Genomic DNA, 16524 nt, shown 5'->3' on the forward strand with positions numbered 1-16524 from the left:
GAAATAATTATACGTATAGCGGCCAATGTTCATAGGAATATTATACTGTGGGGAATCAAATGAAAGAATACGATCTTATTGTAATAGGCACAGGCTCCGGGATGAATTATGTTACTGCAATGATGGATGCAGATCCTGAAATGAAAGTTGCTCTCATTGATAAAGATGAACCGGGAGGAATCTGTCTTACCAGAGGCTGTATACCTTCAAAGATGCTTCTTTACCCTGCAGAGCTTGTAAGGGATATCGGGCATGCAGGTAATTTCGGTATCAAAGCATCAATTGAAAGTATTGATTTCAAGTCAGTGATGGACAGGATGCGCAGTTCAATATCAGAAGACATTGAAAATATCAGACATGGTTATACTCATATTCCCCGAATGGATTTCTACAATGAAACAGCTGAGTTCGTTTCTCCTTACACCATGACGGTTGCTGGGGAAACCATCAGCGCCAAAATGATATTTTTGTGTACAGGTTCAAAGCCTGCAATACCTCCTGTGAAAGGACTGGACACGATTGATTTTCTCACAAGTGATGAAGTACTGGAACTGACTGAACTCCCCGAAAGTCTTGCTATCATCGGAGGCGGATATATTGCTGCTGAATACGGACACTTCTTTTCAGCCATGGGTTCCACGGTCACTATAATAGGCAGGAATGCACAGTTCATTCCAGAAGAGGAACCTGAAGTTTCTGTACTTGCGAAGAAGATGATGTCAGAGTACATGGAAATCCTCACAGACTACGAGGTTGTTGAGGTAAAGTCTTCATCAAAAGGCAAGACTGTGATTGCAAAACATCGTCAGACCGGTGAGGAAAAAGAAGTTACAGCTTCTAAGATACTTGTTGCAACCGGCAGGAGCCCGAATACTGATATATTGAAACCTGAACTTGGAGGAATTGAGACAGATGAACGTGGATGGATAAAGGTCAATGAGCACCTTGAAACCTCCATGAAGAATGTCTGGGCATTCGGTGATGCTAACGGAAAATACCTGTTCAAGCATGTTGCAAACCATGAATCATCAGTTGTCTACTACAACGCTGCTCTGAAACATAAGGTGAAGGTCGACTATCATGCAGTTCCACATGCTGTATTCTCATATCCTGAAATAGCCAGCGTTGGAATGAATGAAAAACAAGTTATTGATAAATACGGAGAAGAAGGTATAGTGATTGGTTTTTACCGTCTCCAGGAAACAGCAAAAGGCGTGGCAATGTCCTTGGGGGATGAATTCGTGAAAGTTATCCTTGATGGCAAAGCTCAGAAGATTCTTGGTGCTCATATCATAGGCCCCCAAGCATCAGTGCTAATTCACCAGATAATTCCATTGATGTATACTGAAACCCAGAGTATAGATCCGATTATGTATGCAATGGATATCCATCCATCACTTAGTGAGGTCATCAAAAGAGCATTCTATTCAAGGATGCCTGCTTCTGAATATCATATGATAATGCAGGCTTATGGACTTGAAAGCGCAAAAGAACAGTAAAAATAGAATGAGAGAACCAAGTTCTCTCAAATGTTCGATTGAATTTTATTCTTTTATTCCTGGTTTCCAAGAACTTCATTCATCTTTTCCGGGTTTTCAGCAAGCCATGCAGCCGCTGCTTCATCCGGTGTCTGACCTCCATCAATATCAATCATTAGTGATTCTATGTCTGAAAGGTCCATCTCAAAGTTCTGGATAAGCTGGAAGAACTCAGGGTTCTCTTCTTCAAATCCTGTTCTAGTAAGAATTACAAGATCGTCAGTTTCTCCGTAGATTCCCTGGGTATCTTCAAGGAATTTAAGACCTTCTATACGAGCAAAACTCCAGTGTGGTCTCCAGAGAGTAACAACTACCCATTCTTCATTGCGAACCTTACTCTGAAGTTCTGTGACCATTCCCACAGTGCTGCTTGAATAAAGTTCAAAACCATCAAGCTCATAATCCACAATACAGCTTTCTGTGTTTTGCATTATACCTGCGCCAGGTTCAATACCATTGATTGTACCATCAAATTTATCAGCGTTTTCCTGAAGATCTTCGATGGTGTTTATTGGTACGTAATCAGGAACAACAAGTCCGCACTTTGCACCGCTAGCAACAACCTGTGCTTTGGTCAGTTTGTCTCCGTATTGCTCCCAGTAAGGTGCCTGAGTTGCCGGCAGCCATGCATAAATTAGGACATCGATATCTCCCTGTGCAGTAGCCTGGTAAAGACCGCCAAGATCAGCAGTAATGGTTTCATATTCATATCCTCCTTCATCAAGGATCTGTGTGAATACAGCTGCACCAGCACGTGAATCATCCCATTGGATAACTCCTATTGTTACAGGTTCCTGTGTTGTTTCTTCAGGTGCCCCTTCTTCAGCAGGTGAGGTGCATCCTGCACTCATTAAGGCAATTGCTACTAGAAAGCATCCTAATATTTTCAAAAAATTATATCTCAAGCTATCACTCCTTTTTGTTTATAAATTAATATAGTTGGATAAATAAAAAAAAGAATAAGAGTAAACCCCTTATTCTGCTGCAATCCATTCCTGCACTTTTTCAGGATTGTTGTCAATCCACTTCTGAGCAGCTTCATCTTCAGGCATACCGTCAGCAAGGTCAGCCATAACAGACTGAATGTCATCATGAGTCCAGTTGAATCTGCCTATGATGCCGTAGAGTTCGGGATCATCTTCTGCAAGGCCAACCCTTGCAAGTGTTTCGACATGGTCTGCTTCGCCGTAAACTCCATTTGGATCCTCAAGGTATTTCAGGTCAAAGCTGTTGAATGTCCAGTGTGGTGTCCAGAGTGTGACAACGACCCACTCTTCATCTGATATTGAGTTCTTGAGTTCAGCTGCCATACCTGCACTGCTGCTGGCAACGAGATCGTAATCAAGACTGTAATTGTCAATAGCAGTTTCTGTTGTCTGCATGATACCGGCTCCGGGGTCGATACCGATGATCTCACCTTCAAACTGGTCCTTGTTGTCATTGAGTTCCTCAATTGAATCAATGGTTACATATGTGGGAACTACAAGTCCGATTTTGCAGTCCTCAAGATTGACTGCGACACTGTCGATGTCGTCTCCGTATGTTTCCCAGTAGTTCTTCTGGGTTTGTGGAAGCCATGCAGATGTAGTGAAGTCGAACTGACTGTCTGCAAGTCCCTGGTATAATGCACCTGCGTCAACTGCAATAATCTCGACATCATATCCTGCTTCTTCAAGAACAATTTTCATTACATTAGTACTGGCAATCTCACCGTCCCAGAGTACATAGCCGATAGTAGCTTCTTTTGTTTGTGTAGTCTCTTCTAACTCTGTTCCGGATTCTCCACTTGCGTTCTGGTCAGTACATCCGCTTACCATTACAAGCACAGCAATCAGAGTAATTACTGCAAGGAGTTTTACTTGTCTTTTCATTTTATCACAACTTTTTATGTATAAATTAAGACCGTATGGTCTGTTAATTTTATTTTCTAGGTGTCAGGTTCTGGGTCAGCCTGTCAAGCACGATCGCGATAATAACAATCGCAAGGCCTGCTTCAAACCCCTGACCGATATCCACTCTCTGGATGCCCACAAGTACCTGGTATCCCAATCCACGTGCACCGATCATGGCAGCAATAACAACCATTGAAAGAGAGAGCATGATGCATTGGTTGACTCCGGCCATTATCGTCGGGACGGCCACGGGCAGTTCCACTTTCACCAGTTTCTGCAATGGAGTGGTTCCAAAGGCGTCAGCAACTTCTACAAGTTCCACAGGTACCTGCCGTATGCCAAGATTTGTCAGGCGTATCGCAGGTGGCATTGCAAACACAACAGTTGCCACCAGTCCGGGGACGTTTCCAAGGCCAAAGAATATCACAGCAGGGATAAGATAAACAAAAGAAGGCATTGTCTGCATAAAGTCAAGCAGCGGCTTGATTATGTGGAACACAAATTCATTCTTGGCAGTCAGGATGCCCAATGGTATACCTATGGTAAGGGCCACAAGCGCCGATGAGAGCACAAGAGCCAGCGTTTCTATTGCAAGGTTCCAAAGTCCCATATTCTCTATGAGCAAAAACCCGATCGCGGTTCCGATTGCAAGTCTAAGGTTCTTTTTGGAAACAAAATAAACAAAGATAGTAACGATAAGAATGAATGCAATAGGTGGTAAGAATAATAGTATATCCTTGAGTCCAGATACAAGAATATCTATAAACTCACTGAAAGCATCAAGGAGAAAACCGAAATAATCATCGACCCAGTAAACACTTGATTCAACAGTTTCCCCTATTGGAAGTTCAGGTAAGACCATTCGAATCATCCTCCTTTATGGCCAGAGCACCAAGGATGCTACCTCTGACAATAACACCTATTATCTTCTGATTATCATTTACAACTGCCAGCGGAAAATTTCTGTCTGTCATCATCGGGATTATATCTTTGATGGGCAGGTCGGGTGCAACGATTTGCACGTCTGTTATCAACACATCATGCAATGTTCTCTTGTCCTTGACAGCCTGGACAGCATCATCAATGAGAAGTATTCCTTTAATCTTCTTGTCAGGATCGACAACAAAAATAGAAGAAATTCCGTGTTTTTTCATCAGTTGTGTAGCAACTGTCAATGCAGAGTTAATAGAAACAACAGGTTCAGGTCGTTTCATCACATTGTCCGCAGTCAGGATCTTTGCCCGGTCCACTCCTGCCACAAACTCTGAAACATAGTCATCAGCAGGTGAGGTGAGTATCTCTTCGGGAGTACCTATCTGGGCTATGTAGCCGTCCTTCATTATGGCAATTCTGTCACCTAGTTTCAAGGCCTCATCAAGATCGTGGGAAACAAAGACAATAGTCTTTTTCATCTTGTTTTGAAGAGCAAGAAGCTCATCCTGCATCTCTGCCCTTATGAGAGGATCGAGAGCACTAAAAGCCTCATCCATAAGCAGGACATCGGGATCTGTTGCAAGGGCTCTTGCAAGCCCGACTCTCTGTTGCATACCTCCACTCAGTGAGGAGGTGGTGCTGTGCTCATATCCTTTAAGGCCAACTTTAGCAATAGCTTCCTCGGCTTTGACATATCTCTCATCTTTCTGCATACCTTGTATCTCAAGCCCGAAAGCTACGTTATCAATAACAGTTCTATGGGGCAGAAGAGCAAAGCCCTGGAAAACCATGCTCATTTTCTTTCTTCTGGCTTCCCTTAGCTCTTTGTCATTCATTGTGGCAATGTCATCACCATCGATGAGTATATGTCCGTCAGTTGGGGATATCAGCCTGTTGAGACATCTCAGAAGAGTTGATTTTCCAGAGCCTGAGAGTCCCATAAGTACAAATGTTTCACCATTGTAAACATCGAAGTTAACATTATACAGACCAACTGTCTGTTTTGTTTGTTTGAAAATATCCTGTTTTGACATGCCCTTTTCTACCATTGAAAGAGCTTTGTGGGGATGTTTTCCAAAAATTTTAACAAGGTTTTTTACTTCTATCTTTTTTTCATAAATAGTAATACCTCAGTATGAAAGAAGATTAATTTAATTATTCACCTTTAGTTTTGACAGGACAACCATATATTAATGTATCGTTTCATTTTTGGCCAAATAAGGCCTATTATATTTTATTTTTTAAAAATAAACCCTAATTGTACCTTTTATTCTATTATTATATAATAGGCAAGCAAGATATATGTAAATTATCTTTTCCTTTTGATTATTTTTGATAAAAGATAATTACTCTAATTTAAACAAAAAAGAAAAAGTTATCCCTGAACGGATAATTTACTTATTTCTTTTGTGCCAGGATTTTTGGTTCTGAACATTTGTATTTTGTACCAATAGAATATGTAGTTAAGTTTGCTATTTTTTTATCGGCCGTGCTATATAGTTTTAATGAGTTGTACTTTTTCTATGGATTTCTATAGTTATGTTAAAGCTTAAAAAATAGTACAGAAGTGTTTATGCTTTTCTTATGTTACTGTAGTACATGCACTCATCCGGTGAAAAAAGAGGCATTTCCAGGGATTTCTTTACAACCTGGATCGGTGCACCACGGACCAGTACTGCAGGTACACTTTCTCCCGTTTCCCCCATGAGTATCTGGGCAGCAGAGACAAGGTTGTCTGCAACAGCCTTGCGGCTTATCTTCATTTCTTTTCCGAAAAGATCCAGTTTTCCCCTTTCATCTTCTACAGGAATTATACCTGAAGTTCCAAGAGCTATGCCGACACATCCGAGTCTGAGAGGTTGAGTGCGGCTATCCCCAATTATCACTCCGATGTGGCACTTGCAGCGTTTCTCGATGTCCATGCGAATTCTCTCTGCGCTTTTCTGGGGATCCTCAGGAAGTAGTACAACGTAACCCTTTGGAGCATTGGAGCTGTCGATACCTGCATTTGGAGAGAGGGTTCCGTCTGTGATAGTGAGTGCTGCACCCGGCACTCCTCCGAATATCTCATCACATTCCTGCAGAATAAGCTCCATTTCTCGCGGATCGAGCTGGTATTTTCGAGCCAGTTCTTCTGCTTCTCCTGAGGGTTTAACATCCTTTAAGCACATGAGGCGATTCTCGGCTGTTGCCAGCGGTGATTCGGCAATGATGAGGATATCATTATCTTGAAATCGCATTCCCTGCTTCCCGAGAGAATCGATTATGACATCTGCAATATTGTCTCCCGGTTTGATAAGAGGTGTTTTAATTCCAAGCATCTGCAAAGATGGATGATCGGTTTGCACTTACTCCTCTCCGGAAAGATAGTTCTTCATTATCTTTATCGCGCAATAGTCCCCGCACATGGAACAGGGTCCTTCATCAGGACACATCTGAGTCGGTCTGTCTTGGTCAATAGCAAGCTCAGCCTGTCCTCTCCAGTCAAAGCTAGCTCTTTTTGTGGCAAGCATGAGATCATTTTCGCTTAAGCCGTATTTCATGGAATCGCCGATATGGGCTGCGATTCTGAATGCAATAAGGCCTTCTTTGACCTGTTGGGGATTTGGCAATGACAGGTGCTCTGCAGGAGTTATGTAGCAAAGGTAATCGGCACCTGCTCCACTTGCTATGCTTGCACCGACAGCACCTGCAATATGATCGTATCCAACGGCTATGTCAGTTGGCAAGGGGCCTGCTACGAATAAAGGAAAGTCTGCTTTTTCTTTATACAATCTGACAGAAGCAGGTATCTCAGATGCCTGGATATGTCCACCCATTCCGTTAATGATTACCTGTACTCCATTTTCATTTGCTCTTTTTGCAAGAGTGGCGTTTGTCTCTATCTCCATTAACTGGGCACTGTCCTTCAGGTCATGAATACATCCGCTTCTCATTGTATTTCCGAGGGAGAGAACAACATCATTTTTCCTGAGTATCTGCATAATTTCATCAAAATACTCAATGAACGGATTCTCACAATCGTTGAGCAGCATAAAACTGCTGGTAAAGGACCCGCCCTTGGATACCATGCCCATGACCCTTCCTGAATTTTTCAGCTTTTCCAGCATTTTCCTTTCGACACAGTGGAGAAGTACCGAACTTACGCCCTCATCGATGTGCTTTTTCATGTATGAGAGAATGCCATCAAAGGTCACGCTTTCCATTCCGCATTCGACTATAGTCTGGTAGATGGGGACGGTTGTGACGGGAAGTTCTGTATTCTCAAACACCATCTCCCTGATAGCAGATATATCTCCTCCCATAGATAGATCCGTAATGGTACCTGCACCGTATTTTTGTGCTATCTTTACTTTTTCAATCTCAGCAGCAGGGTCTATCGAGGCTGAAGATGTTCCGAGGTTCACATTTATTTTGGTGCTTGCACCCTTACCAATTGCAACAGGTGGACATCCTTTGCGTGTCATTATGACAAGACTGCCGTTTGCGACATTTTCAAGAATGAGTTCTTCTTCAATGCCCTCAATTCTTGCAACTTCCAGCATCTCAGGTGTGAGGGTACCACCTTTTGCATGGTCTATCTGCGTTTTAATCATCAAATGTTCTTCCTTATCCCGGCCATTTCAAGTATCATGGGTGTTTTATCGTGTTTTCCGATTGGCATAATATGGATTCCACGGCAGAGCTTCTTAAGCTCAATTATAGTTTCCGAGCATATGGACATACCTTCATCTATCGGATTTTCAGCATTTTCCATTCTTTCTATAATTTCAGTGGAAACATTGATGCCCGGAACATTTCGGTTCATGAAATGTGCCATGTTCGTGGATTTAAGAGGAATGACGCCAGCAATTATCGGAATTCCAATATCTCCTGTTTCTTCCATAAATGCCTCGAACTGCCCGGTATCATAGACTGCCTGCGTCTGGACGAAATCAAGTCCCATTTTTGCCTTTTTCCGCAGCTTCATCATCTGCATAAATTTTGTAGGGTCGGTGTTCGTGACTGCACCGACTGTAAAAACAGGCGGTTTTTCTATTAAGTTACCTTCAAGATCATATCCTTCTTTCATTTTTCGGATGATGTCAAGAAGTTGCACTGAGTCCATATCATAGACCGGCTTTGCACCAGGATGGTCTCCTTTGGTGGTGTAATCACCTGTCATCACGCAAATGTTCCTGACACCAAGCGCGTATGCTCCCAGAAGTTCAGATTGCAATGCAAGGCAATTGCGGTCTCTGCATGTCAACTGCATGATAACCTCATGTCCTGCGTCCAGCAACGCCTTGCTGACTGCTATGGGGCTCATTCTCATGACTGCCCGCTGGTTATCCGTGACGTTGAGGGCATCAGCAAAGTCTCGTATAAGCTCTGCATCTGCAAGAGCTTCGCAGAGATCTGTTCCCTTCGGTGGACTGATCTCCGCAGTGATAAGAAAATCGTCTGATTCGAGTTTGTCTTTGAAGGTCAGGGACATCGAGGGATTATATGTAGGTCCGGCTTTTAAATTCATCGCGGAATTTAGGTTTACATTTAGAAATGAATGTGGAATTTCAGGAGAGTATTACTCCAGTAATACAAATTATTCAATATCCTCTTCGGCATCCCAAACCTTTTCCAGCAGGTCAAGCCTGCCGATTTTCTCTAATCTCTCGAAAATTAATTCCCAGACGCAGTCTTTTTCAGGGTCAACTTCACACTTTCCTTCAATTGAACCACCACAGGGACCATTGAGAAGCTGTTTGGGACACTGGCCCTTGGGGCAAATTCCACCGAAATAGTAAACCTTGCAATCTCCGCACATGGCGCAGAGTTCAGGGACTACTTCTCCCTGTGACCGTCCTCCAAGAGATTCAGTGTTATTCGAAGGGTAGACTGGTGTCTCTGCTACTTTAGACACAATAGAAACCCCGCTTCCACATGCCATAACAAGGATTGACTTTGCTTCCTTTATGACAGGATTCTTTTTAACAAGTGAATCAAAGGATGCCACACTGCAGGCAGCACTCGGGATGCACCATCCAACTACATGCTTTCCTGCTTCCTCAAGGCGCTGGCGCATATTCAGGACTTCGGGTTCCCCACCAACATGTAATTTTGCAGCACAAGCTCCACAGCCTATAATAAAGATATCATCCTCATCCTTCAGCAGTTTGATTATCTCTTCAAAGGGTTTTGCAGATGAGACTATCATAGTTCCCTCTGATAACGGTGTTCTACATCCATGTCATTTTCAAGGACCTCTGCTATCATTTCAGCAATAAGTGGAAGATTGCGTGCCTGGAATGATAGTTTCCGGACCAGTTTTTCAAATTGCAGAAGCGTTCCTATTATGAGAATATCTGTCTTCTCGGTTTCATGGGAAACAGCGTCACGCTCAAGAGCGGCATCTCCTCCACGCGCCAGTATCTCCTGCTTGATTATCAGTGCCTCAGTAGTGGTGATGTTATTCACACGTACTACTTTGCTCACGGTTTTGTTCTTCATGACTTTAGCACCGGCAGAGGTGACACCAATACTTTTCATGAGGTATTCGGCATCATCTGGGTGGGTTATATCCATAACGGCCACCTCAAAATTCCCTGATTTCACAAAGGACTGTCTCTTTCTCATTACCCTTGCAACCTCGACCACGTCCTTTGTTTCAGGGATGTCGTGTGTCCTTATTATATGTGCTCCCTTGTGGACCACGATTGCCGTTGCAGCAAGGCTTCCATATAGTCTTTCACTTGCGGGTTTGTGCAGTATAGCATCAATGCAGGATTTTCTTGAGACTGCTGCAAGCAGTAGCTTTCCGAAAACCTTCAGACTTTCGAACTGGTCTATGGTCTCAAAATCAAATATTGGATCCTTTTCAGGAATCCACTTCCCTATGGCCGGGTCCAGTATGAGATTGCTTGTATCTATACCTCTGGCATCAGCCCTGGCAATTATAGATGCAAGCGACTCCATGATAGCATTCATTCCGACAGGATCCCCTGGAAACTCTTCTGATGCCATTACCACTGCGGGACAATTGTGATCTGCTACAACATTGATCATATGCGGATCAGCCGTAAATCCCGAAACGTCATTAATGATATCTGCACCATGTTTCAGGGATTCTTCCGCAATGGTGGAGTATATCGTATCTACGGAGATTAGTGCATCCACGTTATCCTTCAGGATGTCCAGTGCGGGGATCATGCGTTCCAGTTCTTCTTCCTTTCCAATGGCGGGTTTTGCAAGAGGCCACGTAGAACGTGCACCGATGTCCAGTATAGTTGCGCCGTCGTCTACCATTTTATGGGCAACATCAAGAAGAGAATCAGTACTAACAACCGAATCTTTGTAGAAGGATTCCTTGCTGAGGTTGATAACACCCATCAATCTTACAGGGTGCTCATCTCCAACCTTCAAGCCGCATATATCAACATCAATAGCCATTATTTAACCTGTACTATCATTTCAGGATATTATAATATATAATTGACATAATTAAAATATAAATGTGCTTATCAGGAGTTTCTTGCTGCCATAAGCACGTGCTCCATAAGAATGGCGATGGTCATGGGACCTACACCTCCAGGAACCGGAGTTATTAACGAGGCTTTTTTGACCACGTTATCATAATCAACGTCACCGTAGACCTTGCCGTCCTCCTCGGTGATGCCAACATCGAAGATAACTGCATCTTCCTTAACCATGTCTGCCTTTATAAGATGCTTGACACCTGTTCCCACTACAAGGATATCGGCATCAAGGGTGTACTTCTTCAGATCATCTGTAAATACATGGCAAACAGAAACCGTTGCATTCCTGTTGATAAGCATCGCAGCCATAGGTTTTCCTACAACATTGCTGTGTCCCACAACAACTGCGTGCTTGCCCTGTATTGGTACGTTGTATTCTTCAAGCGCCCTGATTACGCCTTTTGGTGTGCAGGGTACAAGACCTTCCTCACCTATCAGGAGCTTGCCCATATTGTATGGGTGGAATCCGTCGGCGTCCTTTGCAGGATCGATTGCAAGCATTGCTGCCTTATCATCAAGGTGTTCCGGAAGAGGTAACTGGAGGAGGATTCCGTGTATGTCCTCCCTTGAATTCAATTCCCGGATACGCTGCATGAGTTCTTCCTGGGTGGAAGATTCTGGCATGTTCTGGTCTTCTGCATGTATGCCCACCCTTTCGCATGCCTTGTGTTTCAGGCGTACATACATTCTGGATGCAGGGTCTTCACCAACAAGTATCGTTGCAAGTCCGGGAGTAATTCCTTCTTGTGCTTTAAGTTTGTCAACTCCCTGCTTAACCTGCTCTTCCAACTTCTTTGACAGGCTTCTTCCATCTATTTTCCTGGAATCGTAGTTCTCTTCTGTCATTATGCAAACCCCTGTGATATTTTTCCAATACAGGAATGTGCTTCACTTATTTATATATAGGGAACCCGCTGCAAAGCTGTTCGACGTCAGAGTTGATACCATGAAGGACTGTATCATCATTGAGGTTGTTGATAACCTCTGCAATGAATCCTGCGATCTCTTTCATGTTCTCTTCCTTCATTCCCCTGGTCGTAGGTGCAGGTGTACCGATCCTTATTCCACTGGTGATAAAAGGACTCCTTGTCTCAAAGGGAATGGTATTTTTGTTAAGTACAATACCTGCCTTGCTCATTGCGGCCTCTGCCTCTTTTCCTGTGATATCAAACTTGTTCAGGTTGATCAGCATCACATGGTTGTCAGTTCCGCCTGAGACAATGTCAAAGCCCCTGTCCTGTAGCTCTTTAGCCAGTACACTTGCATTCTTTACTGTCTGCTTCTGGTCTGCCTTGAATTTCTCACCCATGGCTTCCTTGAATGCAACGGCCTTTGCTGCGATAACGTGCATGAGGGGACCACCCTGGATTCCGGGGAACACTGCCTTATTCAGGTCCTTTGCATATTCTTCTTTGCACATAGCCATTCCACCTCTCGGTCCTCTGAGGGTCTTGTGGGTTGTGGTTGTAACAAAGTCTGCATAGGGTACGGGATTTGGATGTGCTCCGGCGGCAACGAGTCCTGCGATATGTGCAATGTCTGCGAGCAGGTATGCTCCTACTTCATCGGCTATGTCCCTGAAAGCTTTGAAATCAATGGTTTTAGAGTATGCTGAAGCACCACAGACTATCATCCGGGGTTTTTTCTCCTTTGCCATTTCCATAAGTGCATCATAATCAAGAGCTTCGGTTTCCCTGTCAACACCATAAGGTACTATATTATAGAGCTGGCCTGCAAAGTTTACAGGGCTTCCGTGTGAAAGGTGTCCGCCATGTGATAGGTCCATAGACATGATAGTGTCGCCGGGTTTGAGGACTGAGAAATAGCATGCCATATTGGCACCGGAACCTGAATGTGGCTGTACGTTAACATGTTCGGCACCGAAGATTGCCTTTGCTCTCTCGATTGCAAGATCCTCTGCAATATCGACGAATTCACATCCGCCGTAGTAGCGTTTTCCTGAATATCCTTCAGCGTATTTGTTCGTCATCACAGAGCCCTGTGCTTCCATTACTGCACGGCTTGCATAGTTCTCTGATGCAATCAGGTTTAACTTGTAATCCTGACGGTTCGCCTCAAGCTTAAGGGCTTCGGCGATCTCTGGGTCAACTTCCGAGATATAAGACATTTCAATCAACCGTTATATCCGTAATTATAAATTCCTGGGTAAATGAATCTAAGTTATGTGCGTACTACAATCCTGCCTTCCACTTTAAGTTTGCCCTCAACGAAAAGTTTTACCGCTTCGGGTAATATCTTATGTTCCTGTTCAAGGATGCGTGCGGAAAGGCTGTCCGCAGTGTCACCTTCAAGGACAGGTACGCATTTCTGTAATATGATCGGCCCTGTATCCATACCTTCATCGACAAAGTGCACTGTGCAGCCGGATATCTTTACTCCGTAATCGAAAGCTTGCTGCTGGCCATGTAATCCCTTAAAGGATGGAAGCAATGCCGGGTGGATGTTTATGATCCTGTTTCGATATGCTGCAATGAGGTTTTTTCCTACTATGCGCATGTATCCTGCAAGAAGTATAAGGTCAACATCGTTGTCTTTCAGGACTTCCAATATATCTTTTTCATAATCTTGCTTATTTGAGAAATCAGAAGGGTCTATGAAAATAGCAGATATCCCATGATTTCGGGCCCGCTCCAGAGCATAGGTATCCTCTACATCACTAATAACAACCTTTATTGCTGCATTCTGGATATAGCCGTTTTCTATGTTGTCTATAACAGACTGTAGATTGGAGCCCCTTCCTGAAACAAGCACTGCGATGTTGGTAGTCATTGCTACTCCTAAAGGGATTTCCATATATTAGGGTTTTGGATTTACTCAAAACAACTGGAAACTATGTGATAAACGATTAAATGTGGGCACTGAAACAAAACATCAAATATTGATATTGTGCTTTTTCGTCCTCTCATCGATCAATTCCGCCAGCTCTTCAGTGCCGGATAACTGATCAAGTTCCCTTTTTTCGATAAGAACAGTGTTCTCAACATTCTGGGCTTTAATTTCCCCGTTGATGATGAACACTGATTTTGTCATTGTCACACATGAGATACTGCTCATAAGGTCAGCACGTTTTATCATTGCACTGCTGTAGTTGCTGATGCCTGTAAGTAGTGTGTCGGATGTATCCTTTGAGATGGCCCTGAAAGGTGCCTGGCTGGTTGACATCACCTGATATCCAAGAGCGTAGAGCATGTTCAGGATACCATCATCTGGTTGTGTCTCAGGCACCTTTTCCTGTTTAGCTTCAACATTTGCCTTTTTCTCAAAACCACGAAGAATATCTATGGATTGCGCTAGGGCTACGTCGAGTATTTCCTCGAGATGCAGTACAATATCTATGGAAGCATCCATGTTGCCGTCTTCATACTTGCTTATTGTCCTGCGTGAAACTCCCAGTTCGGAGGCAAGTGATCCCAGTGACATGGAGACTTTCTGACGTGCTTCTTTTAGTACATCGCCATCTATCGATACATAGAGTCCTCCCGGTGATGCTGAAACAAGCGGGGGAGTATCTTCTACAAAATAATCATAAAAGGTCTGGACACTAACCGCAGGAATATCATAACGCATGTAAACTACACTATCTTCTAGCAGCTGGTTTCTGGTCTTTGCTCCTACAAGCAACGCCGAGCCACCCAGGTACCTTGCAAGGCATCTCATCTCCTTTGCAGTCTCTTCATTGAGGCCGTCGATATTGTATAACACCTTGCAGAAAAGGAGTGTTTCAGCATTCCTGGCCGCCAGATCGAAACTCCGGGGCCTTATGTTGCAGCGTTTTGAAACGATGAATCCTGCCTGTTTTAATACATCAACTATCTGATGTATTAGAATTTCCTTCGTCATTACAAAATAGGCTTTGTTTGCAGGTCTATATAACTTTATCGCAAAAACTATAGTTATAATATTGTAACTATTCAGCCTAGCTCACTTCCACCAAGCTGATTTCTTCATCCACGATCAATTCTGCAACTTTGGAACAAATGAATTGCCATAAAATATTGCACTAATTGCATCGATAACAGATTCAGAATTCTTATTAACAGTAGACACGTATCCTCTTATACGGCAGAAATTTTTTGCACCCTGTTCACTGCGGAAAGTACCTGATATCTTCTGCTGTACTTTCGTCATTCTGATATCTCTTTCAGCCTGATTGTTATCAAACGGAACGTTTTGGTCGTACATAAATCGCAAGATATCCTCTTTATGGCCAATAAACCTATCCAGCAAATTCTTTACCGTGGTCTGCTTCTTACGTCCTCGTTTTTTAGACCGCACATTTGATTCCGGATCAGGAGGATTTTCATTCACTCCTAAACAAGTTATGTGATCATAATCCTCACTGAACCTTTGAATTAGCTCAGTATCTAAAAGATCATTATCAACATGATGTTTAATGCATATCAAGAGATCACTCATTATCTTTGGCCACTGTTGATCCCTGTTTTCGGAAGCTCCAGTTAACTCTCGTAATAAATGTGCATTACATAATGAATGTTGACATTCATATTTGTTGTACGGTTTCCAAAAATCATGTGTTGCAACACCAGTGTAACCTGGTAATATGCCCATAGCATCCATTGCTTCTGAGCCCCTTTTGCGATGTGCAAAATAATAGGTCAGTTTGTCTGTACCTGCCACATGAAGCCAATTACGAACTGCATTTATTCTCATTCCTGTTTCATCCAGATTGATGACAGGAGATTCTTTCAGGAGATGTTTCACTGTATTTTCAAAAGCTCCAAGCTTCTCAAAACAACTACGTTCCGTGTTCACCAAAGTAGCAGGACTTATCTTGCATCCCAAAATATCAGAGAACAACTTGGTAACACGCTGATAAGGAAGTAATTGGTAAGTGTGCAAATAAACTGCAAATGACTTAACTCGATGACCGTATTGAGTCGGCTGAGTTACACCATCTGGAAAAAGAGCTTTGTTTACATGAGAACATTTGGGACATGTTTTAATCTCGCAACGATGTTCAATGCAATTGATAGTTATAGGAGGAATGTCAAAGACCTGTCTTCTTTCATAGTCAGAGGGAACAGAAGCTAACGATCTCCCACAATTGACGCATTGATTAACAGGATGAACAATAACTTCATCCGGATCATCATTTATTCTTAATGTAGTACCAGGATGACCGTTTTGACCACCTACATGCTTATTGGTCTTTTTTCTTTGACTTTTAACGGTTGGTTTATTCCGTGCATAAGAATCAGTAGAAGGTGGTTTGCTACTGTTGCGACTATTCTTTTCAAGCATTTCTTCCAAATGCCTGACACGCTCTTCAAGTTGTGCAATTTGGAGAGATTGATGTTCAATTATCCCAAGTAATCGAGTTACAAGTTCTACTACTGCTTCTGGACCAGCTTCATAAACTGCAAGTATTTCTTCGCGGTCTATACAAATCCCCTCAGATTGATAGACGTTTTTTATGATATTTTACTGAATATTTTTTAACACATAAAATGAAGCCATAGTATATTGTTTTTTGCATCATTAAAACAGTCAGGCTGAATAGTTACATAATATTTACTTCTATTTTTTGGAGTGTCCTCTAATAATCTCTAGCTAGAAAATTATTTATTAGATGTGTTGAAATACAGTTGTATATACAATAATTCCCTG

General features: G+C 42.8%; 15 protein-coding genes. 1 reads left to right on the forward strand and 14 read right to left on the reverse strand.

Annotated elements, in window-relative coordinates; genetic code table 11:
- The first annotated feature begins 59 nt into the window (after nt 1-59).
- A complete protein-coding gene (locus tag V7O67_RS02145; RefSeq protein WP_342303681.1) occupies nt 60-1499 on the forward strand; it encodes a dihydrolipoyl dehydrogenase in 1440 nt (479 codons plus the stop codon).
- Nucleotides 1500-1552: 53 nt separating this feature from the next.
- Here V7O67_RS02145 and V7O67_RS02150 read toward each other — a convergent pair whose 3' ends face one another.
- From V7O67_RS02150 to tnpC, 14 genes are all read right to left on the reverse strand, one after another.
- Nucleotides 1553-2389, reverse strand: coding sequence for a glycine betaine ABC transporter substrate-binding protein (locus V7O67_RS02150; protein ID WP_342303680.1), 837 nt, complete (start codon nt 2387-2389; stop codon nt 1553-1555).
- Nucleotides 2390-2512: 123 nt separating this feature from the next.
- Entirely contained in the window at nt 2513-3409 is an 897-nt protein-coding gene (locus V7O67_RS02155) for a glycine betaine ABC transporter substrate-binding protein (protein WP_406670691.1), read from the reverse strand.
- A gap of 49 nt (nt 3410-3458) precedes the next feature.
- The gene (locus tag V7O67_RS02160) at nt 3459-4292 is read right to left on the reverse strand and encodes an ABC transporter permease (protein ID WP_406670692.1); all 834 of its coding nucleotides are present in this window, start codon (nt 4290-4292) and stop codon (nt 3459-3461) included.
- The gene (locus V7O67_RS02165) at nt 4279-5412 is read right to left on the reverse strand and encodes a glycine betaine/L-proline ABC transporter ATP-binding protein (RefSeq protein WP_406670693.1); all 1134 of its coding nucleotides are present in this window, start codon (nt 5410-5412) and stop codon (nt 4279-4281) included. Before V7O67_RS02165 ends, V7O67_RS02160 begins: the two co-directional genes overlap by 14 nt.
- Before the next feature lie 522 nt (nt 5413-5934).
- The gene (cofE, locus tag V7O67_RS02170) at nt 5935-6711 is read right to left on the reverse strand and encodes a coenzyme F420-0:L-glutamate ligase (RefSeq protein WP_406656084.1); all 777 of its coding nucleotides are present in this window, start codon (nt 6709-6711) and stop codon (nt 5935-5937) included.
- Entirely contained in the window at nt 6712-7959 is a 1248-nt protein-coding gene (thiC, locus tag V7O67_RS02175) for a phosphomethylpyrimidine synthase ThiC (RefSeq protein WP_406656086.1), read from the reverse strand. It lies immediately after the preceding gene.
- Nucleotides 7959-8840, reverse strand: a complete 882-nt coding sequence (locus V7O67_RS02180; RefSeq protein WP_406658281.1) for a methylenetetrahydrofolate reductase — start codon at nt 8838-8840, stop codon at nt 7959-7961. The genes thiC and V7O67_RS02180 overlap by 1 nt, the downstream gene beginning before the upstream one ends.
- 105 nt (nt 8841-8945) lie before the next feature.
- Complete coding sequence (locus V7O67_RS02185) at nt 8946-9557, reverse strand: methylenetetrahydrofolate reductase C-terminal domain-containing protein (RefSeq protein ID WP_406670694.1); 612 nt, start codon at nt 9555-9557, stop codon at nt 8946-8948.
- Entirely contained in the window at nt 9554-10789 is a 1236-nt protein-coding gene (folP, locus tag V7O67_RS02190) for a dihydropteroate synthase (protein WP_406656095.1), read from the reverse strand. The genes V7O67_RS02185 and folP overlap by 4 nt, the downstream gene beginning before the upstream one ends.
- A gap of 71 nt (nt 10790-10860) precedes the next feature.
- Nucleotides 10861-11721, reverse strand: coding sequence for a bifunctional methylenetetrahydrofolate dehydrogenase/methenyltetrahydrofolate cyclohydrolase FolD (gene folD / locus V7O67_RS02195; protein WP_406656096.1), 861 nt, complete (start codon nt 11719-11721; stop codon nt 10861-10863).
- A 46-nt stretch (nt 11722-11767) separates the two neighbouring features.
- Nucleotides 11768-13003 carry a serine hydroxymethyltransferase gene (gene glyA, locus V7O67_RS02200; RefSeq protein ID WP_406656098.1) on the reverse strand — a complete coding sequence of 412 codons (1236 nt, stop codon included), beginning with the start codon at nt 13001-13003 and terminating at the stop codon, nt 11768-11770.
- A gap of 53 nt (nt 13004-13056) precedes the next feature.
- Nucleotides 13057-13665 (reverse strand): phosphoribosylglycinamide formyltransferase, encoded by a 609-nt coding sequence (gene purN, locus V7O67_RS02205; RefSeq protein ID WP_406670696.1) that lies wholly within the window; start codon nt 13663-13665, stop codon nt 13057-13059.
- A 102-nt stretch (nt 13666-13767) separates the two neighbouring features.
- Nucleotides 13768-14736 (reverse strand): transcriptional regulator, encoded by a 969-nt coding sequence (locus tag V7O67_RS02210; RefSeq protein WP_406670698.1) that lies wholly within the window; start codon nt 14734-14736, stop codon nt 13768-13770.
- Between the two features lie 114 nt (nt 14737-14850).
- Nucleotides 14851-16299 carry an IS66 family transposase gene (gene tnpC, locus V7O67_RS02215; RefSeq protein WP_406671410.1) on the reverse strand — a complete coding sequence of 483 codons (1449 nt, stop codon included), beginning with the start codon at nt 16297-16299 and terminating at the stop codon, nt 14851-14853.
- Nucleotides 16300-16524: the final 225 nt, after the last annotated feature.

This window comes from Methanolobus sp. ZRKC4 (assembly GCF_045291305.1).
Classification (GTDB): Archaea; Halobacteriota; Methanosarcinia; order Methanosarcinales; family Methanosarcinaceae; genus Methanolobus.